Annotated in this window: 27 protein-coding genes; 18 read left to right on the plus strand and 9 right to left on the minus strand. The window is 47.8% G+C overall.

All coding sequences use genetic code 11. The features are described 5' to 3' along the window. Window positions 1-425: 425 nt before the first annotated feature. Window positions 426-1,922, minus strand: coding sequence for an aldehyde dehydrogenase (locus L1D47_RS15400; RefSeq protein WP_239885920.1), 1,497 nt, complete (start codon window positions 1,920-1,922; stop codon window positions 426-428). Window positions 1,923-2,170: 248 nt separating this feature from the next. Here L1D47_RS15400 and L1D47_RS15405 point away from each other — a divergent pair, with 248 nt between their 5' ends. From L1D47_RS15405 to L1D47_RS15420, 4 genes are all read left to right on the plus strand, one after another. Further along, window positions 2,171-3,511 (plus strand): aspartate aminotransferase family protein, encoded by a 1,341-nt coding sequence (locus L1D47_RS15405; protein WP_239885921.1) that lies wholly within the window; start codon window positions 2,171-2,173, stop codon window positions 3,509-3,511. 49 nt (window positions 3,512-3,560) lie between these two features. Beyond that, the gene (locus tag L1D47_RS15410) at window positions 3,561-5,051 is read left to right on the plus strand and encodes a CoA-acylating methylmalonate-semialdehyde dehydrogenase (protein ID WP_239885922.1); all 1,491 of its coding nucleotides are present in this window, start codon (window positions 3,561-3,563) and stop codon (window positions 5,049-5,051) included. Between the two features lie 55 nt (window positions 5,052-5,106). Beyond that, window positions 5,107-5,472 (plus strand): cupin domain-containing protein, encoded by a 366-nt coding sequence (locus L1D47_RS15415; RefSeq protein WP_041510281.1) that lies wholly within the window; start codon window positions 5,107-5,109, stop codon window positions 5,470-5,472. Window positions 5,473-5,582: 110 nt separating this feature from the next. Next, a complete protein-coding gene (locus L1D47_RS15420; RefSeq protein WP_239885923.1) occupies window positions 5,583-6,302 on the plus strand; it encodes a TorF family putative porin in 720 nt (239 codons plus the stop codon). Window positions 6,303-6,524: 222 nt separating this feature from the next. Here the strand turns inward: L1D47_RS15420 and L1D47_RS15425 are convergent, their stop codons facing one another. Continuing rightward, window positions 6,525-6,695, minus strand: coding sequence for a hypothetical protein (locus L1D47_RS15425; protein WP_239885924.1), 171 nt, complete (start codon window positions 6,693-6,695; stop codon window positions 6,525-6,527). A gap of 124 nt (window positions 6,696-6,819) precedes the next feature. Between L1D47_RS15425 and L1D47_RS15430 the strand changes: the two genes are divergently transcribed. Then, on the plus strand, window positions 6,820-7,164 hold the full coding sequence (locus L1D47_RS15430) for a DUF3634 family protein (RefSeq protein ID WP_041510279.1): 345 nt from the start codon (window positions 6,820-6,822) through the stop codon (window positions 7,162-7,164). Window positions 7,165-7,535: 371 nt separating this feature from the next. On the opposite strand, the gene L1D47_RS15435 is transcribed toward L1D47_RS15430, so the two are convergent. The 5 genes from L1D47_RS15435 to L1D47_RS15455 all read right to left on the minus strand — a co-directional run bounded on the left by L1D47_RS15435 (window position 7,536) and on the right by L1D47_RS15455 (window position 10,580). Beyond that, window positions 7,536-7,718 (minus strand): hypothetical protein, encoded by a 183-nt coding sequence (locus L1D47_RS15435; RefSeq protein ID WP_239885925.1) that lies wholly within the window; start codon window positions 7,716-7,718, stop codon window positions 7,536-7,538. Continuing rightward, window positions 7,711-8,649, minus strand: a complete 939-nt coding sequence (locus L1D47_RS15440; RefSeq protein WP_239885926.1) for a DUF368 domain-containing protein — start codon at window positions 8,647-8,649, stop codon at window positions 7,711-7,713. Before L1D47_RS15440 ends, L1D47_RS15435 begins: the two co-directional genes overlap by 8 nt. 369 nt (window positions 8,650-9,018) lie before the next feature. Beyond that, window positions 9,019-9,447: a hypothetical protein gene (locus tag L1D47_RS15445; protein ID WP_239885927.1), complete on the minus strand. Its 429-nt coding sequence runs from the start codon at window positions 9,445-9,447 to the stop codon at window positions 9,019-9,021. A gap of 4 nt (window positions 9,448-9,451) precedes the next feature. Then, complete coding sequence (locus L1D47_RS15450; RefSeq protein ID WP_239885928.1) at window positions 9,452-9,922, minus strand: hypothetical protein; 471 nt, start codon at window positions 9,920-9,922, stop codon at window positions 9,452-9,454. Window position 9,923: 1 nt separating this feature from the next. Continuing rightward, a complete protein-coding gene (locus tag L1D47_RS15455; RefSeq protein ID WP_239885929.1) occupies window positions 9,924-10,580 on the minus strand; it encodes a helix-turn-helix transcriptional regulator in 657 nt (218 codons plus the stop codon). 361 nt (window positions 10,581-10,941) lie between these two features. Between L1D47_RS15455 and L1D47_RS15460 the strand changes: the two genes are divergently transcribed. From L1D47_RS15460 to L1D47_RS15515, 12 genes are all read left to right on the plus strand, one after another. Continuing rightward, on the plus strand, window positions 10,942-11,517 hold the full coding sequence (locus L1D47_RS15460) for a hypothetical protein (RefSeq protein WP_239885930.1): 576 nt from the start codon (window positions 10,942-10,944) through the stop codon (window positions 11,515-11,517). Further along, window positions 11,510-11,839, plus strand: a complete 330-nt coding sequence (locus L1D47_RS15465) for a hypothetical protein (protein ID WP_239885931.1) — start codon at window positions 11,510-11,512, stop codon at window positions 11,837-11,839. The genes L1D47_RS15460 and L1D47_RS15465 overlap by 8 nt, the downstream gene beginning before the upstream one ends. Further along, window positions 11,836-12,483: a helix-turn-helix domain-containing protein gene (locus L1D47_RS15470; RefSeq protein WP_239885932.1), complete on the plus strand. Its 648-nt coding sequence runs from the start codon at window positions 11,836-11,838 to the stop codon at window positions 12,481-12,483. The genes L1D47_RS15465 and L1D47_RS15470 overlap by 4 nt, the downstream gene beginning before the upstream one ends. Beyond that, entirely contained in the window at window positions 12,480-13,460 is a 981-nt protein-coding gene (locus tag L1D47_RS15475) for a hypothetical protein (RefSeq protein ID WP_239885933.1), read from the plus strand. Before L1D47_RS15470 ends, L1D47_RS15475 begins: the two co-directional genes overlap by 4 nt. Next, entirely contained in the window at window positions 13,457-15,217 is a 1,761-nt protein-coding gene (locus L1D47_RS15480) for a hypothetical protein (protein ID WP_239885934.1), read from the plus strand. Before L1D47_RS15475 ends, L1D47_RS15480 begins: the two co-directional genes overlap by 4 nt. Then, window positions 15,186-16,298, plus strand: a complete 1,113-nt coding sequence (locus tag L1D47_RS15485) for an AAA family ATPase (RefSeq protein ID WP_239885935.1) — start codon at window positions 15,186-15,188, stop codon at window positions 16,296-16,298. Before L1D47_RS15480 ends, L1D47_RS15485 begins: the two co-directional genes overlap by 32 nt. Window positions 16,299-16,301: 3 nt before the next feature. After that, the gene (locus L1D47_RS15490; RefSeq protein ID WP_239885936.1) at window positions 16,302-16,544 is read left to right on the plus strand and encodes a hypothetical protein; all 243 of its coding nucleotides are present in this window, start codon (window positions 16,302-16,304) and stop codon (window positions 16,542-16,544) included. Between the two features lie 187 nt (window positions 16,545-16,731). Continuing rightward, a complete protein-coding gene (locus tag L1D47_RS15495) occupies window positions 16,732-17,172 on the plus strand; it encodes a hypothetical protein (protein WP_239885937.1) in 441 nt (146 codons plus the stop codon). A 38-nt stretch (window positions 17,173-17,210) separates the two neighbouring features. After that, on the plus strand, window positions 17,211-18,308 hold the full coding sequence (locus L1D47_RS15500) for a DUF4238 domain-containing protein (RefSeq protein ID WP_239885938.1): 1,098 nt from the start codon (window positions 17,211-17,213) through the stop codon (window positions 18,306-18,308). A 116-nt stretch (window positions 18,309-18,424) separates the two neighbouring features. Beyond that, a complete protein-coding gene (locus tag L1D47_RS15505; protein WP_239885939.1) occupies window positions 18,425-18,811 on the plus strand; it encodes a Mor transcription activator family protein in 387 nt (128 codons plus the stop codon). Between the two features lie 278 nt (window positions 18,812-19,089). Further along, window positions 19,090-19,656, plus strand: coding sequence for a hypothetical protein (locus L1D47_RS15510; RefSeq protein ID WP_239885940.1), 567 nt, complete (start codon window positions 19,090-19,092; stop codon window positions 19,654-19,656). A gap of 422 nt (window positions 19,657-20,078) precedes the next feature. Beyond that, entirely contained in the window at window positions 20,079-20,273 is a 195-nt protein-coding gene (locus L1D47_RS15515) for a hypothetical protein (protein WP_239885941.1), read from the plus strand. A 67-nt stretch (window positions 20,274-20,340) separates the two neighbouring features. Here L1D47_RS15515 and L1D47_RS15520 read toward each other — a convergent pair whose 3' ends face one another. Then, entirely contained in the window at window positions 20,341-20,838 is a 498-nt protein-coding gene (locus tag L1D47_RS15520; RefSeq protein ID WP_239885942.1) for a hypothetical protein, read from the minus strand. A 170-nt stretch (window positions 20,839-21,008) separates the two neighbouring features. Between L1D47_RS15520 and L1D47_RS15525 the strand changes: the two genes are divergently transcribed. Beyond that, complete coding sequence (locus L1D47_RS15525; RefSeq protein ID WP_239885943.1) at window positions 21,009-21,461, plus strand: hotdog fold domain-containing protein; 453 nt, start codon at window positions 21,009-21,011, stop codon at window positions 21,459-21,461. 192 nt (window positions 21,462-21,653) lie between these two features. On the opposite strand, the gene L1D47_RS15530 is transcribed toward L1D47_RS15525, so the two are convergent. Further along, the coding region (locus L1D47_RS15530) for a transposase domain-containing protein (RefSeq protein ID WP_239883628.1) at window positions 21,654-21,879 on the minus strand (226 nt) is incomplete at its 5' end.

Genomic DNA, 21,879 nt, shown 5'->3' on the forward strand with positions numbered 1-21,879 from the left:
TAAAGTGGATAGATGCTAGGCACAGTTTGCAGCGAATGGCCCTAGTCCTTCGCAAGAACTGTAACGCAGCAAATACCGCTGTAAGCCTCGCCCTGCGGGGCTTTGATAGCAACACCATTTCGGCGTTATTCAACTTCAGCAGGCCTCGGCATGCCCTCAGTTGAATGCCTTGAACTGTCGCTGCTATCAAAGCCAGAGCTGTGCGACGACTTGTTCGCACCTTCCCTAAAAATCCTGCTTTGTTCTCAAACGTTTTTCCTGCGCTATTGCTGATCACATACTTATTGTGATTGGTATGACTTATTTTAACCCCGCCAACGGACAGGCATAAAAAAGCCCTTTATGGCTAAAGGGCTATTACTAAAGGGATATTACTATAAAGCAATGGGGAAAACCCTTTTGTCTGACAGACTACTCGCCTCAGTTTACAGGGCGATCCAGGTGGCCTTGATCTCAGTGTACTTGTCGAAGGCGTGCAGTGACTTGTCGCGGCCGTTCCCCGACTGCTTATAGCCACCAAAGGGCGCCGTCATATCGCCGCCATCATAGTGATTGATCCATACCATGCCGCTGCGCAGCGCCTTGGCGGTCTTGTGTGCCTTGCTGATATCAGAGGTCCAGACACCCGCCGCCAGCCCATAGATGGTATCGTTACCGATACGGATCGCCTCCTCCATGCCATCAAAGGTGATCACCGACAAGACAGGGCCGAAGATCTCCTCCTTGGCGATAGTCATCTCGTTCTTCACGTTGGCAAAGATGGTCGGCGCCACATACACGCCGCCTGTCTCGGCCAGCACCTGCTGCCCGCCATGACGCAGCTGCGCCCCCTCGGCCACTCCGGCGCGGATATAGGCAAGTACATTATCCAGCTGCTGCTTATCTACCACGGCGCCGCAGGTGGTGGCAGGATCAAGCGGATGCCCCGGCTGCCAGGCCTGCATCTCGGCCTCGATAAGCTTGATAAGCTCATCCTTGACGCCCGATTCCACCAGCAGACGCGAACCTGCGGTGCAGACCTCGCCCTGGTTGAAGGCGATGGCCGATGCCGCCGCAATGGCAGCCTCTTTCAGGTTAGGCGCATCGTTGAAGACGATGTTGGGACTCTTGCCCCCAGCCTCCAGCCAGACGCGCTTCATGTTTGACTCGCCGGCATAGATCATCAGCAGCTTGGCGATCTTGGTCGAGCCGGTAAACACCAGGGTATCGACATCCATATGTAGCGCCAGCGCCTTACCCACTGTGTGTCCGTAACCTGGCAGCACGTTGAGCACCCCCTTGGGGATCCCGGCTTCTATCGCCAGCTGTGCCATGCGAATGGCGGTCAGAGGGGATTTCTCCGACGGCTTTAACACCACGCTGTTGCCTGTGGCCAGTGCGGGCCCCAGCTTCCAGCACGCCATCAGCAGCGGGAAATTCCAGGGCACGATGGCAGCCACCACGCCCACAGGCTCGCGGGTGATCATGCCTATCTCGTTGTGGGCCGTCGGCGCTATCTCATCGTAAATCTTATCCACCGCCTCACCCGACCAACGGATGGCGCGGGCCGCCCCCGCCACATCGACGGCGCCGGAATAACGGATGGGCTTACCCATATCCAGCGTTTCTAGCAGGGCCAGCTCATCTTTATTGGCCTCGAGGAGATCGGCAAAGCGTATCATCACCTGTTTGCGTTTCACCGGCGGCAGCTGCGACCAGTCGCCGCGCTCAAACAGCTCGCGAGCATTTGCCACCGCGCGGTTAGCATCCACCAGATCGCAGCAGGCCACCTGGGTCAGTACCCTGCCATCGATAGGGCTGATACAGTCGAAGGTGTCATTTGAATCGGCGGCGCAGTATTCGCCATTAATAAATGCCTTGCCCTGAATAACCAGGTTATCCGCCATCTCTTGCCATTGTTCGCGATTTTGTGGAGTACTCATTCTGACCTCTTAACGGGTGATAATTGCTCTAGCATCAATGCTCGATCGCCCTCTCACGCCCTGTACGGCGCAACAGTGCCTGCCCTAGATTACGCTTAACCCTCATTTGATTTCAATATTTTTTACAAAAAGTTATTTTTTGCTATAAATAATGAACAAAAAGCTTTCATGTTCATTATTTCTGACATAGCATAGCGAATATCAACCACTCACTAAAACAACAATTACACAGAACCAGGGTAGATGATATGGAAGATTTCAATAAAGCTGACCAGCAGGCCACAGGCACACTGGAACACTATTGGATGCCTTTTACCGCCAATAGACAGTTTAAGCAGAGTCCCCGCCTCCTCGCGCAGGCCGAAGGGATGTACTACAAGGATGTCAACGGCCGCCCCGTCCTCGACGGCACGGCCGGTCTCTGGTGCTGTAATGCCGGGCACGGCCGCAAGGCGATCTCAGAGGCGGTCAGCAAACAGATCCACGAGATGGACTATGCCCCCTCTTTCCAGATGGGTCATCCGCTGGCCTTCGAACTTGCCGAGCGTCTCGCCGCCATCGCCCCCAAGGGGATCAACAAGGTATTTTTCACCAACTCAGGCTCTGAGTCTGTCGACACGGCACTAAAGATTGCCCTTAACTACCACAGGGCCCGCGGTGAAGCGACCCGTACCCGCTTTATCGGCCGAGAACTCGGCTACCATGGCGTCGGCTTCGGCGGCATCTCGGTCGGCGGTATCGGCGGCAATCGCCGCACCTTCAGCCAGCAGCTATTGCAAGGTGTGGATCATCTTCCCCACACCCTGGATATCCAGCAAAACGCCTTCTGTAAGGGCCTGCCGGAAACCGGCGCAGAGAAAGCCGAGGTACTTGAGCAACTCATCACCCTACACGGCGCCGAGAATATCGCCGCGGTGATCGTCGAGCCAATGTCGGGCTCCGCCGGGGTCATTCTGCCGCCCCAAGGCTATCTCAAACGCCTGCGCGAAATCACCCGCAAGCACGGCATCCTCCTGATCTTCGATGAGGTGATCACCGGCTTTGGCCGCGTAGGCGACGCCTTCGCCAGCCAGCGCTGGGAGGTGACGCCAGATATGATCACCACCGCCAAGGCGCTTAACAACGGCACCATTCCCATGGGCGCCGTGCTGATCGACGATGCCATCTATGATGCCAGCATGGACGCCCCCGAAGGCGCCATCGAGCTCTATCACGGCTACACCTACTCGGGTCACCCGGTCGCCGCAGCCGCAGCGCTCGCCACCTTAGATATCTATCAGCAAGAAAAGCTGTTTGAGCGCACCAAGTCGCTGGAAGGCTACTTCGAGCGTGCGGTGCACAGCCTCAAGGGACTGCCGAATCTTATCGACATACGCAACACAGGCCTGGTGGCCGGAATCCAGTTCTGCCCGAGCGATAAGGGCATAGGCAAGCGAGGCTTCGGCATCTTCGAGACCTGTTTCAAGAATGGCACCCTGGTCAGGGCCACCGCCGACACCATCGCCCTGTCGCCACCTCTGATTGTTGACGAGGCTCAAATCGATCAGATGGTCAACACCCTAAGCGATGCCATCACCACAGTTGGCTAATTCAGAATAACCAGAACACATTAGAGATTTTGCAGGGAATTTACGCGCTATGCAGCAGATAAACCACTACATCAACGGCCAGCACACCCAGGCGAGTGCCCGCAGCGCCGCCGTCTTCGAACCCGCCACCGGCGAGCACAAGGCCAACGTCTCTCTGGCCAGCGCCGTCGAGGTGGATGCAGCCATCGAGCTGGCTAAGAAAGCCCATGGCCCCTGGTCTGAGATGACGCCCCTAAACCGCGCCCGTATTCTGTTCAAGTTCAAGGCATTGGTCGAGGCCAACATGGACGAGCTGGCCGCCATGATCACCCGTGAACACGGCAAGGTGCTCGACGATGCCAAGGGCGAGATCATCCGCGGCCTGGAGGTGGTGGAATTTGCCTGTGGCATTCCCCACCTGCTCAAGGGCGAACACACTGAGCAGGTCGGCGGCGGCGTCGATGCCTGGACACTCAACCAGTCTCTCGGGGTCGTGGCTGGCATAGCCCCCTTCAACTTCCCGGTCATGGTGCCAATGTGGATGTTCCCCATCGCCATCGCCGCGGGCAATACCTTCATCATGAAGCCATCGGAGAAAGATCCCACCTCTGTGATGCGCATGGCCGAACTGCTCACCGAAGCCGGCCTGCCAGAAGGCGTGTTCAACGTGGTCAACGGCGACAAGGAAGCGGTCGATGCCCTGCTGACTCACAAGGATATTCAGGCGGTGAGCTTCGTCGGTTCGACGCCAATTGCCGAATATATTTACCAGACCGCGGCCGCACACGGTAAGCGCGTGCAGGCGCTGGGCGGCGCCAAGAACCACATGCTGTTGATGCCAGACGCGGATCTGGATCAGGCGGTCAGCGCCCTGATGGGCGCCGCCTATGGCAGCGCCGGTGAGCGCTGCATGGCGATCTCTGTGGTTCTCGCTGTCGGTGATGTGGGCGATGCCCTGGTAGAGAAGCTCCTGCCACAAATCCAGGCACTCAAGGTCGGTAATGGTCTGGAGGGTGTGATGGAGATGGGGCCTCTGATCTCCGCCCAGCATCTGGCGAAGGTGCGCTCCTATGTGGACACTGGCGTGAGTGAAGGCGCGACCCTACTGGCCGATGGCCGTCAGCTGAACGTAGCCGGTCATGAACAGGGCTACTTCCTTGGTGGCTGCCTGTTTGACCATGTCACGCCCGAGATGACTATCTATAAGGAGGAGATCTTCGGTCCCGTGCTGGCCATCGTCCGCGTCAAGGATTACGCCGAGGCACTGACGCTGATCAATGAGCACGAGTTTGGTAACGGCACCGCCATCTTTACCCAGAGCGGCGAGGCCGCCAGACACTTCTGCCACCATGTACAGGTTGGCATGGTCGGGGTCAACGTACCTATCCCAGTGCCTATGGCCTTCCATAGTTTCGGCGGCTGGAAACGCTCCCTCTTCGGCCCGCTGCACATGCATGGTCCCGATGGCGTGCGCTTCTACACCAAGCGCAAGGCGATCACCGCCCGCTGGCCTAAGGGTAACAGCGGCCAGGCAGAATTTGTGATGCCTACCATGAAATAAACTAAGCTTAGGGCGCCTCGCTGCGCCTTAAGTCTATCTGTATTTTGGAGCCAACATGACACAGACGATCGATGCCATCATCAACTTTGGCCAGCATAAGGTTAAGGCGGAACACTATGAGGTGGCACAGGAAAAGATCCTCAGCGGGGATCCCAAGCAGCAGCTGGAAAATCATTACTCCAGTCCCTGCGATCAATTTCACGCCGGAATTTGGCAGGGCCAAGTCGGCAGTTGGAAGGTCAACTACAGCGAACATGAATATTGCGAGATCTTATCGGGCAGCAGCGAGATCATTGATGAGGCAGGCAAGAGCCTGACGGTCACCAAGGGCGATCGCTTCGTCATCCCCGCCGGCTTTAAGGGCGTATGGAAAGTGCTGCAGGAGTGCCGCAAGGTTTACGTCGTATTTGAGCAAAAATAACCAAAATCATTGCCATGTCGTCTCAGCTGTTTAGCTGTTGTTTGGCTTAATCTGATCTATGTAGCTTGCTACGTGGATCGGTGTCAACCAAGTGAAATGGAGAAACCACCGTGTATAAAAAATTTAATAAGAAACGGATAGCCCAGCTAGCTGGCTTAACCTTGGCAACCGCGCTAATAACACCTTTGGCACAGGCCGAAGTCTCAGGAGAAATTGGCGTCACCAACGATTACCGCTTCCGCGGTATCTCGCAAACCGCAGGCGACTTTGCCGTTCAAGCCAGCATAGACTACAGCATGGAAAGTGGTTTCTTCATCGGCGCCTGGGGCAGTAATGTCGATGATGAAAGCTATGATGCCGATGTCGAAGTCGACTTCTACGCCGGTTATGCCGGCGCCTTTGGCGAAGACGATACGGTAGAATATGACTTCACCCTGACCTACTACACCTATCCCGGCCAAGACGAGAGCACTAAGTATCTCGAAGCCTCACTGGGCTTCTACTTTGCCGACTTCCACTTCGCTCAGTGGTATACCAACGACTATGCCAACGCCGATGTTGCCATGCACTACAGTGAGCTGAATTACTCCTATGAGTTTGCCGAGAACTGGAGCATAGATGCACACGTGGGCTATAACTATGGCGACGGTGCCGATCTGGACTGGGGTGAGAACTATGTCGATTACTCTATCGGCGTATCCACCGAGGTGGCTGGTGTCGGCCTGTCATTGGCCTGGTTAGGCACTAACCTGAGCAGCGACAACGAGATCAGCGATGGCCCATGGAAAAACGAAGGCACCATACTGGCCACTGCCAGCTACGCCTTCTAACCCCATTTCTTTCCCAACCAAGTGATTGTAAAAAAACCGCCAATATTGACGGTTTTTTATTATACCAATCACAGTAAATATGTGGTCAGAAATAGCGCAGGAAAAACGCTTGAGAACAAAGCAGGATTTTTAGATAAGTAGTTATTCTACAATTAAAAATACTAATACAGTTATCGAGCGTTTTAACAAGCTAGAATGATCAATTATTTATTACGATTGGTATTACAGCTTCAGGCTCTCTTCCCGGCGGACGCGCTCGGCCAATCCCCGCCAATAGTTGACTAACTCCTGGTGCGCCTGCGTCCGCTCGGGAAAGGTTTGTGACAACCCTTGAAGTATATTGGCTTGCTGATGGCAGAGTTTTTCCCAGCGGCGGGCATTAGACAGATGCATAGTGTTTTCCTTAACCTGTGATAATCCTTTGGAGAGTATAGCCAGTTTATTAAAATTTGATCTAAGCCGCTAGGAAAAACCCTTAGCTGGGAGTATCTTCAAACTATAACGCTAAGGAGTGACTATGACCGAAACCCTATTTAAAATCGCCTTTATCCTGGTGGGCCTGATTCTGATCTACAAGCTGATCTTCTCGGGTAAACGCGGCCTGACCCTCTTTGAGATGCATTTTAAAGATGGCCGGCTCATCTCCCACAAGGGCAAGATACCAGAGAAGTTTCAACGGGAATGTAAATCGATTGCCAAGAGTGAAAAACTGACCTGTGTCGTGCGCGCCGAGAAGAGCGGCAGCGTCAGGCTGCATGTGTCGGCCAATGTCAGCGATGCTATCATTCAGCGTATCCGCAACCAATTTCCTTTCGAATACTACGACAAGAAAACCGTCGATAATTCGCGTCAGGCTGGCTAGGGCCTGTTGATCTTTGCCGTTTGTTTTTTCAGCAGTTTGAAGGTGATTTATACAAGGCAGAGCCTGTGCCGTGTAGTATCCTACACAAACTGGCGATAACACCGTAGAAATGGCCTACAAACGCTGCCCGGAGGGTTCATCTATACGCGCGCTGCACTTTATGAAAGGCTTCCAGCCTTTCACCGCAGGCGGTCAGCAACGCTGTTAGAAATCGTTCCAGACGATTTCTTTGTTGTTCGCCATTCACATAGAGTAACTATGCTTCATGGCTCTCGCCTCGCGCAAAACGCGTTTAGATTGAACAAAAATTAAACTTGAAAGATCAACAAGCTCTAGGCCCGCCTTTCACGAATCATAAGCTCTGGCCGCCGTTAATCCTTGTTCAGGCGGCCATCTTGCTTGGCATCATCTATGATGCGCTGATTGTCCTGAGACATAGGATCTTTCACTATTAGAGGATCCCCTTCTGGCTCTGCCTCAGTCGTCATACTCATGCTTATTCCGCTCGAGCAGGCACTCAAGCCGAGTGCAATGAGCAGTATCCACTTATTCATCTTTGCTACCCGCACTTGCATTATCGCCTGCAAAGTATTCCAGCGCCCATACTAGGCCGATACCCACCAACATGGCGCCAATCGCCAGACCAAGCTGCGCCGGCTGCCCGGTTAGCTGCTCGAAACTCATAGGAGAGAGGTTCTGCTCCAGCAGCGGCACCTGCTCGCCCGCCGAGTTTTCACGCCAGGTCAGTACCTGCTTCCAGGGCCAGATCTTTCCCAGCGTGCCGAGCATCAGGCCGGTGAGAAAAATCAGCGTCGCATCATGATACTTACGCAGCAGCGCCGACAACAGGTGACTAAACGAAAGCAAACCAGCCACGCAGCCGCAGGCGAAGGTCAGAAGAACTGGAATATCCAGGCTCTTGGCCGCGCCCAGCACCGAGGTGTAGAGACCAAGTAGCAAGAGGATGAAACTGCCTGAGATCCCCGGCAGCAACATGGCGCAGATGGCAATACTGCCGCCGATGAACACGTTGAGGTAGGTCATCTGCATGTCGATAGGGTGCAGCACTGTGATCCCCCAGGCAAAAGCTACCCCGAGGGCAAACAGCAGCAGGCGTCCCATGGAGAATCCCTTCACCTGCTTAAGCATATGCACCACAGAGATGATAATGAGGCCGAAGAAGAAGGACCACACGGGGATCGGCTGAGTATGCAGCAGATAGGTAATCAACTTAGCCAGGGTAAAGATGCTGGTCAGGATGCCGCCAAACACGGCGATGAGGAAAGGCCCATTGATATGCATAAAGGCGGCCTTCACGCCTTGCTGGCGTATGATGCCGATAAGGCTAGGGTTAACCCTGCGTATGCTATCGAGCAGGGGGTCGAGAATACCGGTAATAAAGGCGATGGTGCCCCCGGAAACACCGGGTACCACGTCGGCGGCCCCCATGGCCATTCCTTTGAAATAAGTCAGCAGATATTTCACTCAAGATCCTTAAGTTAATGATTTTCTATGGGCCAAAAGCCTCAGGGGCCGATTATACGCGCCCAGCACAAACAAAGGAAAATGAAGTTTGCTTTAGACAGGCGATTCGCACCGCTATTGTTAACCGCTTGTTATTGGGCTAGTCTAACAACTCATCAGACCAGATGAGTTTTCTATTAAACCCAGAGCGCTTTCTATTAAGAAAGAACAGTTTCGACTAACGAGTAAGCCAATGACCAACAAACCGACAAGAGTTGATCTAACCCACGATAATTAAGAGCCCATTGCACGATAAATAGGTAAGATTTGACGGGATCAGAAAAAATTAGATTGGCTCATTTTGGGATGGTTTAACCAAAATAAAACAGGTTATCTCTCATCAATTTTGCGGCTTCGAAGGATGTAGTAAATGTTATTCAGCCGCTGTCTTTCAATCTCTATCACTGGCCGTTCTCTATTGACGAACTTTAGTTGAGTAAGACCAGGAAAAATCACTCCAAGAATGAAGGCGTAAAACAACCATTGGCCGACACTGCTATGATGCCAAGAAAGAAAAAACCAGGTTGGCATGGTAATCATCAGGATTTTGGACGGAAGGCTACCCCAAATCTTGGCTTCAGCATCCCTGATTATTTCTTTACTGAAGTCTCTCTGAACTCTTAATTCTTCAACAGTACATAAGGATAACAACTTTGGTTGATTCGGGTCGATAGTCCAATGGTTAACTATATCGCGGCCTGCGATTTGATGATTTTGCCCTTCGATTTGTTGAGTCGCCTGGTAACTTTGCTGATCCATTAACCTACCTCGTAAACCTGTTCACAAGTGCTCTGATTACATAGTGAAGTAGGAGTTTAAGTATTCCAATAAGGCACACTGTAATTGCAAAACCAACACCCACTAATTCCATCAGTCCATCAAATCTAAAGAAAGCAAAAACAGCGAAGACAAAACCTACAAGCGAAATCGAGCAAGCGAAGATTATTTCAGACTTTTCGCGAAACCTCTTAAGTTCAGCCTGTCTATGCTCTTCAAGCTGCTCATCAAAATGATCCTTCACTGGGCTATAGCACTTTCTACACAATACCGAGGTTGCTAACGTTTTTTTACCGCAAAAAGGGCAATCTATTGCGTTTGGATTGTTATGATCAATGCTCGATTCTTGCCCCTGGATATGTATGTCAAGCTGCTTGATTACATCGCGGCCAGCAATTAGATGACCGGGACCTTTGATATACTGATTTATCCCAAGTTCTTTTTCGCTTTGAGCCATCCTACTTGCCTTTGTTTATATCTCTACCTGCAATTTCGTGATTTGAACCACCAATATTTTGAGTAACATGAGTGTCCCCACTTTCTGTGGAAGGTAAGTTAACCCCATGTTTTTTGAGTATCTTGTCTTTACCTCTCTGCATTGATTCAGCAAATTCTTTCAGGCCTTCTTGTTCATCAGTGGTTGTTGCCTTGGATGCAGCCTCTAAAGCAGTTTCAGTCCAATCATCCTGTAACCCCGCCAAATAAAGCCCGACAGATTGTGTAATAACTACATGGCGCATATCAGTGTCATCAAGGTGGCACACGGTGTTATAAATCAAAGAAAAAATCTTCAAAGCAGAATGTGTTTCTATGTGCTTAAACAATTGCGGCATACTTTTTTTAAGCTGAATTACTATTTGTTTCTGAAGCTTACTATCAATTTGACTATTTGCTTTGGTCGATTGTCTATGTATTTCTCCTTCACCAGTTAGAAGCCAATTTAAGTCAACATCAAACGCTTCGCGAAACTTAACCAGAGCATCAGGCCCTGGAAGTTGCCCATTAAGATAATTTTGCAATGATCTGTACGGGATATCAGTCTCTTCCGATGCTTGCTTTATTGAGAATTGCTTCTCCAGGATAACTAGCTTCATTCTTTCGCTTATCGAACTCATAAACCCTCTACAAATAAAAATGCCACATCAGGTGTTAACATCAACCTAATGAGGTATATTATTAAACCTAGTTAGGTCTAATGCATAAACCTAATTAATCACGTTAATACATAATGAGGTGTCAGCGCATGAACGTCAACAACCATACCCCTAGCCGTGACCTATATAACCAAGTGCGAGCAGGCTTTATTGGCCAAGGCTCTTCCCTAACCAAATGGTGCCGCAATAACGGCATCAAGCCACAAAATGCTATCCATTGCCTGATGGGCACATGGGATGGCCCAAAGGGGAAAGCGTTACGGGCAGAGCTGATTAGTGAATCCGGCATAGCTGCAATTTCCAACGTGGCATGAAGTTGAATATGAGCATAACAGCCCAAGCAACACTGAAAAGGAGCAATCCTTGGGTGTTTTTGGAACCACTGTTTAATGCTTTTTTAGAGGAGATTCCAATGGCTAGAACCAGTTTACTTAAACGTAATGCCGTCTCTATCCCTCACGCAATTGAGCTATGCCTCGAAGTTGCTAGGCAAAAGCATAATTTCAGCGTTGATCGTGTGGCCGATGGCATGGGACTCGCAAATAAGTGGGTGATCTATAAATGGATGGAGTCCGGTCGCTTACCAGCCCTAATGATCCGCCCATTAGAACAGACCTGTGGTGCCGATTTTGTCACACGTTATTTAGGCCATGCTGCCCATAAGCTGCTAATTGATATTCCCACTGGCCGCAAAGTAAAGGCGATGGATATTAATCAGTTGCAGGCTTCTTTTACGCAGAGTGTCAGCTTGATCCTGGCATTTTACGAAGGTAGTGCAAATCAAGCTGAAACATTGTCATCGCTCACGCAGTTACTTGAAGGTGTTGCCTGGCATCACCAAAACGTGGAGCAACACAGTCAACCCCAGCTAGAGCTGGATGGAGGCTTTGATGAATAACCAATATCTAACTATGGCTATTGCTAAGTTGCTGCAAGGCTTAGAAAAGCATGAAGCGATGACAGTACTAACTGAAGCTAAGCTATCTTTGAATTTTGATAAATCCCCCTTACCAGAGCTGAAACAGTGCGCCAATACCTATAGGAGAGGCCGACCTAACAAAATCACCAAAGATCCTGAAGTAGAGGCCTTTATTCTTTCACTTCCTTATATGGAGCAAAAAGAGATTTTAGCAAGGGTTGAAGCCAAGTTTGGTGCAGCGAGAACGCCGAGTCGAGCAGGGTTAAGTCGCTACTTGATGATGAAGAGGAAAGCTGTATGAGTTATCAACCTCCAAAAGTCAGAAACACCAACACCTTAGTCAAAGCTGAGGCTATTTTTCAGCTAGTCGCGGAACAAGGAGATCTGGGCAACACGCTTAAGCAATTGCAAAAACAGTCAGGCCAGCCTCGAACAACGGTGCACCGCGCACTGATGAGCTTTACCACGATGAACTGGCTAGAACAGGTGGCGCTTGATGATCGCTCCGTGTGCTGGCGGGTCTCACCGACATTATTAAGGCTGGCATTTAATTTCCGTCGTAGAGCGTTAGGCGGTAACACTCTGAATGATCAAATGGTTATAGATGGAGTAACGGCAATGAATGCGATTGAAATTGAACGGAGTAAGGATGTCACCATTAAAGCCCTTAGAGTGTTTCAGCTTGTCTCCAGCGGGTCACTGACAGGTAAAACGCTTGATGAACTGCAATACCAGTCGGGCTATGCCAGAACAACCACTTACCGCTTGCTGTGCACCTGGGAGCGTTTGGGGTGGCTTAAGTCTGTTGAAGTGGATGGACGCAGCGAGCGCTGGTGTATGTCAGAAAAACTCCTGGCCTTGGCGCATCAATACCAGAATCAAAGGCTACAAATGATCCACCAAATAAAAGAAAAATATCAATCTGTTGCTGGAGAACAGCTATGAACAAATCCTCATTAAACCCAACCCCATCCGAAATCATGCATGGTTTGGAAATGCAACGAATCGGAGAAGCCCAAGCAGAAATCACGCAGACAATGGAAACCACGATTGAAGCCGCAGTTAGCAATGGGTCCACAGAAGATTTAATGGAGCTCTGTTTGCTAGCGGGTCAAGCAAAAATGGCGCGAGCATTAGCCGATTTTTCTAATGTTATAAGTCTTGAAAATTTAAGAAACATCAAGAAATCAAAGCAGTACAAATTACTCAAAGGTAAAAAAGGCAAACATGGCGCGGTTTTTACTGGGACTTGGGATGACTTTTGTGAGTATCTAGGAATGTCCCGCCAAATGGTTGATGAGCAAATCAAGAACGCCGAAATCTTTGGGATGAAAGCATTGGAGTCGCTGCAATCTATCGGTATGGGCATTCGCGACTTACGCCGCTTGCGCCAACTACCTGAGAACGAGCTCAAAGCCATTGTGGACGGCGATCAACTGCTCGTCGATAGTAAAGAAGAAGCACTCGATATCATCGAAGAAATGGCCGCTAAACATCGCGCAGAATCAAATCAACTCAATGAAAAAGTTGAGCATCTTGAACTATCGGCTAAAGCTTCTGATCAGCTTTTAGAAAAGAAAGGCAAACAAATCCAAGAACTTGAAAAAGCACTTGAGATTGCCAAGGGTAAAGGGACTCCCGCCCAAGTTAAACAGTTGGAAGCCGAGCGCAATAAAGTATTAAGCCAAGCCATCATTAACGCTAAATATGAGGTTTTCAAAGGGTTAGCCGCCTTTGAAGATGCAGTTGCAGCAATTCAAGCCGTTGACCATCCATGTGATCTTAATGATGAGTATCACGGCAGTATGAACGATATCATCTCACGAATGATGGAAGGTAGTGCCCGAGTTGGCCTTGATCAAACCATTATCACAGCCCTCAACAATGAGCTGATGATTTATCAACAAGGATCAGCTCAATGATGTCAACTTTACCCATTGAGCAGATTAAATACCTAGATGGTATTGCTCAAGAATTAGCTTCAGCAGGGCATGGTCAGCAAGGCGCAATAGTTGATCGTGCTTGCAAGTTCCTCGGTTTAACGCGCTGCACGATTTATGAAAAACTGTCACAGATAGGCTGGTCATCTGAACGTAAAAAACGCTCAGATAGCGGTCAATCTCGGGTGACGTTGGAAGAAACTACTTGGGTATCAAACTTAATTCGCCAATCTCAGCGCCAAAATAGTAAATCGCTTATGTCGGTTGAGGATGCGATTAATATCGCCTTTGCCAATGGTCACCTAGCCAATAAGTGCTCAGCCTCCACGATGCTGAGAAAGATGGACGAGTTCAATGTACATCCCAAGCAACTTAACGCCAACCCGATAACGCGCAGTATGCGCAGCCTGCATCCTAACCATGTATGGCAATTCGATGTCTCAATCTGTGTGCTGTATTACCTCAAAAACCAAGAGGGTTTACAGGTCATGGAGGAGTCCGAATTTTACAAAAATAAACCTGCAAACCTTGAGCGAGTGAAGAATGACCGTGTGCTTCGCTACCTTGTTACTGACCACTACAGCGGCGCATTTCACTTGAGCTACATTCTGTCGCCTGGTGAAAGCGTGGAAGCCATTACGCAATTTTTAATTGAAGCCTTTAGCAAGCGTTCGAATAACGAACTCATGCATGGCGTGCCTTTCATTCTGATTTGGGATGCGGGTTCTGCCAACATGGCGGCCATGACTAAACGACTGCTGGATAAATTGAATGTCGATCATCGCGTCCACACGCCAGGTAAACCCTATGCCAAGGGGCAAGTTGAAAGTATGCATAACGTAGTTGAAAAGAAATTTGAATCACGCCTTGCCTTTCAAGTGGTTAATAACATTGAAGAACTTAATGCTATGGCGACACTCTGGTCTATTGGTTTTCAAAGCCAATTCAAGCACACCAGGCATGGGCAAACTCGTTATGGTCTGTATCAGACGATTCGTCCTGAGCAGCTGCGACTAGCGCCTGATGTTGATGTTATGCGTAGCTTTGTGCAGACAGATAGAGTTGAACGCACTGTTAAGGCAAACGATCTGAGCATCACCTTTGTTCCTAGTAAGGCATATAACTCTATGAGCTATTCCCTTGAGCACTTAGGCGTACATGCTGGTGAAAAAGTGTTTGTCAGCGTGAATTTATATCGCTGTCCGGCAATAGATGTCGAGCGTGTCGATGAGTATGGTGAGCTCCATAACTACATCGTTGAGCCGGTGGAAAAGGATGATGCAGGCTTTAACGTTAACGCCCCTGTTTATGGTGCAAGTTACGCAGCCATCGCTGATACCACACCTCAGCGCCGGAAAAAAGAGATGGATAAAACGGCTTGGGGAACGAGTGATCCTCTTGAGATTAAAAAGAGCCGCAAAGGTCGAGTTCGCCAGGTTGCATTTAACGGGGCGATTGATGCCATGGCCGATATCAAACAACAAACCCCGCCCAGTTTTATGCAGCGTAAAGGCCAGCCTTTACTTGTTGATATGCAAAATATTAATGAGCCACCATTATCGGAAATCAAAGCGTGGAAGCTATTAGCGGAATCCTTAAGCCTGAAAGGCGCAGCGTTACAACCTTATAAGGAGGCTCTCAAGCAAGCCTACCCAGCGGGCTTTACTCGTAAGCAAGTTGAACAGTTCATTAATGACTTAGGAGGCAATGATGCTTGTGCTCAAACAGCGGCTATATGAGGCTGGATATACCATAAGTGATCTTGCGGCGAAGATGTCATTTCAATACCCCATAGTGCATAGAGCCTTGCAACACGGCGTATTGCCCCAAAGGGAGCAAGCTCAATTTATGGATGAGGTTCACCACTTTTTACAACGCAAAGATATTGAAATAGAGGGTGTCTGGTCAGAGTCTGCCAACCCTGACCAGACGATACTCCAAACAAAACCACACGAAGACGAGTTAAATCTGGAGACTGTAATGCTAACACATGCCAGCTTAAAGCACTTTAAACTGTTTAAAAACCCATTCTTAAATGACATTCGTGAAGCCAAAGATGTCTATTTGAGCGAGGATAGTCGATATCTACTGGCGGCCATGCGCGATGCTGCAAGGCATCAAGGGATCTTAGCCTTAGTAGGTGATTCTGGTGCCGGTAAGAGCGTGTTGCGAAAACAGCTTCTGGAAGACCTCGCCCAAGATGGTGATGTTTCGGTGATTCAGCCTCGCATTATTGATAAATCTGTTGTCACTGCTGCAATGCTATGCGACGCCATTATTGAAGATATCAGTGAAGAAAAGCCTAAGCGATCAATGGAGGCCAAGGCCCGTCAAGTAGAAAGTCTGCTTAGGGTCGCGTCGAAAGGTGGTCAACGCCATGTGTTGATCATCGAAGAAGCCCATGACCTCAGCATCCCAGTTCTGAAGTATTTGAAACGCTTTTGGGAGTTGGAAGATGGCTTTTCCAAACTGTTAGGCATTGTGCTCATTGGTCAAACCGAATTAGCCATTAAGCTGAACGAGCGCAAGAACTACCAGTTAAGGGAGTTTATCCGCCGCTGTATGGTTGAGCATGTGCCTAACTTAGACGGTGAAATTAGCAATTACATTACCCACAAGTTTGATCGCGCTGGCGGCCAAATCAGCAAAATCATGACCGAAGATTGTGATGAAGCCATTAAAGCTCGCCTCACCACCAAAGAGAATGGCTTTAGCATGGTGTACCCGCAAATTGTTAATAACCTCGTATCCCGAGCCATGAACTTAGCCCAAGAGCTAGGAGAACCCGTTGTTACCGCAGAATTGATTAAGGAGTGCTAACCGATGAATCAACTGTTACTCGATGCGATTAACCAACATCAAAACCTACTGTTTATGGGCTGTGGTGGGACGGATGACATTGAAACAGGAATTGAATTGCTTGAGCTGTTGTCGTCACTCATTGATGAAACCAAGGATTTACACGCTATTTCACCTAAGTACATTGTTAGACAACTGAACTGTATTCAAATGTTGTTATCCGTTGGCTTAACCCAAGTTCGTGCCCGCCAAGCCACTCAACAGTAAAAAACGCCCTGAGCGCCATTTTAAGCGGGTCTAGCTTCGACTGCTTATCATGGCGCACTTTTTTTTAGTTAAACGCTTTAAGAAAGATTTAAACTGGATTTAAACGCTATTGCACTTGATGTTGTCACCGTGGTTGCTACGATGGCACTTGTTTCATGTGCTTTCAAATTAAAATGGATAACCTCAAATGGTAGATATGTCGATGGTAAGTGCAGCTTTAACCAGCATCAAAACAGCAGCGGATGTAGCTAAACTCATCAAAGATGGCGAGAAACAACTCGACCAAGCTGAGTTTAGGCTTAAATTGGCCGATCTGATTGGTAACTTAGCAGATGCAAGGATTGAAATCGCCAGCATTACCGAGCTATTAGCTGCTAAAGACACTGAAATAAGAAGACTTCAAGCCCAACTCGAATTAAAAGTAAAAGATAACCTTATCTGGGAAGAGCCTTTTTACTGGAAAATTACAGATGGTCAAAGAGACGGGCCTTTTTGCCAACAGTGTTTTGATGCCAGTAATAAACTCATTCGCTGCGTCAATAAAGGTTATCAGCAGGGAGTTTGGCACTGTCACACCTGCAAATCTGTGGTGACTGATGACTCTTACAATGAGGAATGGGCCGTTTAACCCATTACGTATTCGGTCAAGCTAAGTTTCGAGGTTATATGGCAAGTAATAAAAATCAGCATTATGTCCCTCAATGCTACCTACGGCAATTTTCAGTAAGCGATACAGGTTCCTCGATAAATCTATTCAATATAGACAGAAAAAAGTTCATCCAAGGGGCTCCGATCAAAAATCAGTGTTCAAAAAGTTACTTTTATGGAGATGATCTTACTCTTGAAAAGGCTTTTCAACCCACAGAAGGTCAGTATTCTTCGATTCTTAAACAAATCAAGTCAGCAGGGTACAAGTTATCTGAAGAGCATCGTGAGTTTTTAAAATGTTTTTGGCTTTTACAGTATTTAAGAACTGAGGCTGCTTCCCGGCGTGATATTGAGCTGACGGAAGGTATGAATGAAGCAATTGGCGATAAGGCTTATGCATACAGACTCGAGATGAAAGAGGCTGTACAAGAGTCAATTGCTAAGTTTCCAAAGGTCATTGAAACCCTAACAGATCTAAAAGTCTGCTTAATTAATAATAAAACTGCATTAGATTTCATTACTTCTGATGATCCTGCGGTCCTGACCAATCGATGGTATTTTCAGGATGCGCGAACAAAAGGTATGTCTTTTGGTCTAAGTTCTGCGGGTAACCTTTTGCTACTACCGTTAACAGATAAAATTTTGATGTTAGGCTATGATGGAAATGTTTATAACGCCTCTCATAAAAATGGCTGGGTAAATATGACTAATCAAGCAGATGTCAAGGCTATAAATGAACACCAATTACTAAATTGTCGAGCCAATGTTTTTGTGAGAAATCCCGAACATGCTACCCATGTTGCAGATTTATTCGATGCGGTAAAAGTAAACAAGCCTAGACTTAGACACAAGATAAACTATGCCATTTTTGATGGAATTGGAAATAATGGTGATGAGCATTTTAAAGTCGCAGATAAAGAGCAGTTTCGAAAACACGAGAAATCACTAATGCATTGCCAAGTTATAAATGCGTCTCCTAGGATGTGGCCATCGGTTCTTCAGTGGAGACTAAAAGGTTTCGCTTATTTCAATAACTCTGGTGCAGGTTATATACGTCAGGCAGCTGCATTTGGGAAAGCTAATGCTTCAGAGTTTAAAAAGGTAAAAATTCGTTGATGCGATAGTTAATCCTTCATAATTAAAGCCTCTCTTTCCTGAAATATTTCTTATCCTGAAAACCTTCCCGATATCATCTAATAAGGGCTACAAACACCGTCTACTTGGAATGTGTGATGCCCTTAAATGATAAACAACTCGACCTCGATTCGCTTAATACTCAGCAGTTAAATCAACTTAAGCGGAAATGGCCTAAGAACTTGGCCGTTCTAGTGAGCATTGTTGACAACCGCTTAGCCAGAGAAAAGCTCAATAAGCCGCTTTTAGCTGAAAAGCTCATTACTGACATTTCTTTTTATCTTGGTGGCCGTGACATTTATTTGCCCCGTGGCGGCACATTAGCGCTTTTCTTGCGCAATGTTCGTATCTATCAAGCTTTTAATGGGCGGAACACTCATGAACTGGCGATGGAATACCAACTAACGACACGTCAAATAGATAATGTTATCAAACAAGTACGAGAGACAATTCGCCAGTCCAGTATTAACATTGAAAATAACTAAATTGTTTTTCAGCAACAAAGCTCAAGCTTTTTAAGGAAGAACCTATGTGCCTGTATCGTCGATATCAGAGAAAACAAATGGCCCGTTATCAGAATCGGAACCAACGTTTATCGCGAATGCTCTTTTTATGTGGGGAAAAGTCTCAAGGAGAACGTTCTTGGGCGCATAGCATGCAAAACAGACGCAAGCATTAACTAAACTGGATGGTAACTTACGCCCATATCAAAGCTTTTGCTCTCCAACAAACTGTATATTTTGGCTTTAAATAAGGAAGTACAATGAAAGAATCAATCTCACAGCTCGTAGATGCCACAAAGCATGCTAAATCAACCTATGAGAATAATGAAAGAGAAATAGAACGTCTTGAAAACAGCACCTTACCAGCGCTACAAGAAGACTTACTGCCATTAAAAGGAAATTTACAAATAGCTAATTTGGCTTTGAATAAAGCCATTTCTGCCGATGAGCTTAAATTGGCAAAAGCCAAGTTAAACAGCCTTAAAGAGCAGTGTTCCGATATAGAAACATTAATAACTAATGCCGAAAGAAAAATCACAGCGAACAAAAATACGCGAAATCATCTTCACAATGAATTTCTAAGAGCAAGGACAGCTTTGGCTGCTGTACTTATTGAGCAATATTTGGCAGAGCTTATCGAAATCCCAAAGGAGTACAGCAGCAAAATTTATAAGTTGCTCGCTTTGTCTAGGGTGTGTGGTTTTAGTGCCGGATATGACTTTGCACAGGTATTTCGCCTGGCTAATCTCAAAGTAGATGATGAGCTTGTCAGTGAGGCCTACAATGGCATCGAAGACGAGCTAGATTTCCCCCTAAGGGAGCGATAAAACGTATGGTCAGCCTCGTTATTGCGAGAAAAAATCAATAACGAGGCTGGTCTGAACTAGTACAATTAAGGAGTCTCTATCTAAACTAAGTAGCAACTTGCTGAAGCCGAGTCTACTTTTGATGACTGTTCTCGCCTCATCACTAACTGTAAGCGTACGCTCAGCCATTGGCAGGGGGTTGGTTCGCAGCAATCTACTTATAAGGGGCGTTGTTGACTAAAAGCATTTTTCACTGCTGCATGCATTCGAACGGTGTTGAATTCTCATTCAACAGGCCACTATGGCGCTTACAAAAGTATTAGCCACAGAGAAAAAATCTGTCAGATTGTTCTAAACTGCGCAGTTGTGCTTTTGTTCAACAACGCCCTTATAAGGTAAAGCAGGCCAAAAGCTTAATGTGGCGTCTAAAGCACGAACAAGTAATGAGCACTTTCCCTGCTTCACTATCAGACGAGTTGCGTATTGGTATTCAACAACTGATTGCCATTCACACCTTAAATGATGGGGCCAGCAACCTTGCTTCGTATGGTCACTTCATTAAACAAATCTACACGACGGTAGATCCCGCCGAACTGGAAGCGACAAATGCAACAATGTTGGCCGATATGGGGCTGTAGGACTAAAGCAAGTTTTGGCAGAAGGTCAAAGTGGTTTATGGTTGGTGTGGGACCTTCTGCCTTTTTATCACCACATCAATGTTATATCTGTGGCGATGTTGAAATCCCGTTTAACGTAGTGAGCCTCGGATGGACATTGACCATTCAGCAGCACTCGTTCCCAGAACTCTTTAGGAAATGCATCTTCGAGATAGAGATACTTGCAGATATACACTAGATCACTTCTCGACCAAGAATACCCGCCGAATTCACCAGGTCTTGCAGCCCCGCTGATACCAAACTCATCTTCAATATCATAAAACGTAGTTTCTTCACTGTGGTCGTACAGCTGAAGCAGACGGTCATAAACAATCTCTACCTTAGCTTTTGGTACACTAAAAACGTCTGAATAAATTTCGTGCGGTCTTGTCATAACGCTACCATCAGAATCACTTAACAATGGATATACGCCTTCCCACCAAGCAAAAAGGTAAGCGGAGTTAAACTCCTCGTAATGAAGTCCCAAGTGAAGTATCTGGAGTCTTTGCTGAATAAATTGAGCTAACATAAGCGACTTGAAGTCCATAAATATCCCTTGATGAAGTTTGAATTCTCATCAGGCTAAGCGATATTTCTTGTCGACGGAAGGGGAATTCGTGCCAAATTTGTACTCTGACACGTTCAAAAAGTGGAATTATTTAAAATTGATTTATCGTGAAAATCTGCCGAATTTATCGCGCTACAGATCAAAGAGTGATGGCACTCTACCGCCGCGTGACAAAATGGCCACTCGGCCATAAAATTTTTTCCCTCATGGTGTCTCGCATGGCACCCTATTTCGCTACCGTTAAGCCCCTCATCACAGAGCTCAGACCCAACTACTGCCAGGTGCTGGTACGTAAACGCAAGTCAGTACAAAACCATATCGGCACTGTACACGTGATCGCCATCTGTAATGGCCTGGAGATGGCCATGGGCACCATGGCCGAGGCCTCGATTCCGTCTCACTTACGCTGGATCCCCAAAGGCATGAGCGTCGACTATACCGCCAAGGCCGGCAGCGATATCCGCTGTATCGCCGAGGTGACGCCTGAGCAGTGGGTCGAAGGCGATATGCGGGTATCTGTTACCGCACTGGATGAAAATGACGTAGTGGTAGTCAAGGGGCACATCAAGCTGTGGATCTCCCTCAAGCCAGCCAAGAAATGATCTCAATTCTATGAGGCCATAGTGCTAGGGCCTGTTTATCTTTCGCATTCATTTTTGCAGCACTCTGTATTGATTTTATACAAGGCGGAGCGATTGTAATCTAGTGCACTACATCAATGAGCGATAACGCAGTAGAAAAATGATACAGACGCTGCCCTCAGGGTTCGTCTGTATCCGTCCGGAGAACTGCACCTAGCCGAGTTTTGCATTCCAGGGTAGCAAGTGTTCTAGACACTCGGGCTTAAGTGACAACTGCTCAAGGCAGTACATCAAGTAATCGAAGGGCGTCAACCCATTCGCCTTGGCGGTTTCGATCACACTGTACAGTATGGCACTCGCGTTCGCACCATTGGCCGTATTGGCAAATAGCCAGTTCTTCCGCCCAATGACGAACGGTTTTATCGCTCTCTCGGCGCGA

It is taken from the genome of Shewanella sp. Isolate7, from assembly GCF_022398425.1.
Classification (GTDB): Bacteria; Pseudomonadota; Gammaproteobacteria; order Enterobacterales; family Shewanellaceae; genus Shewanella.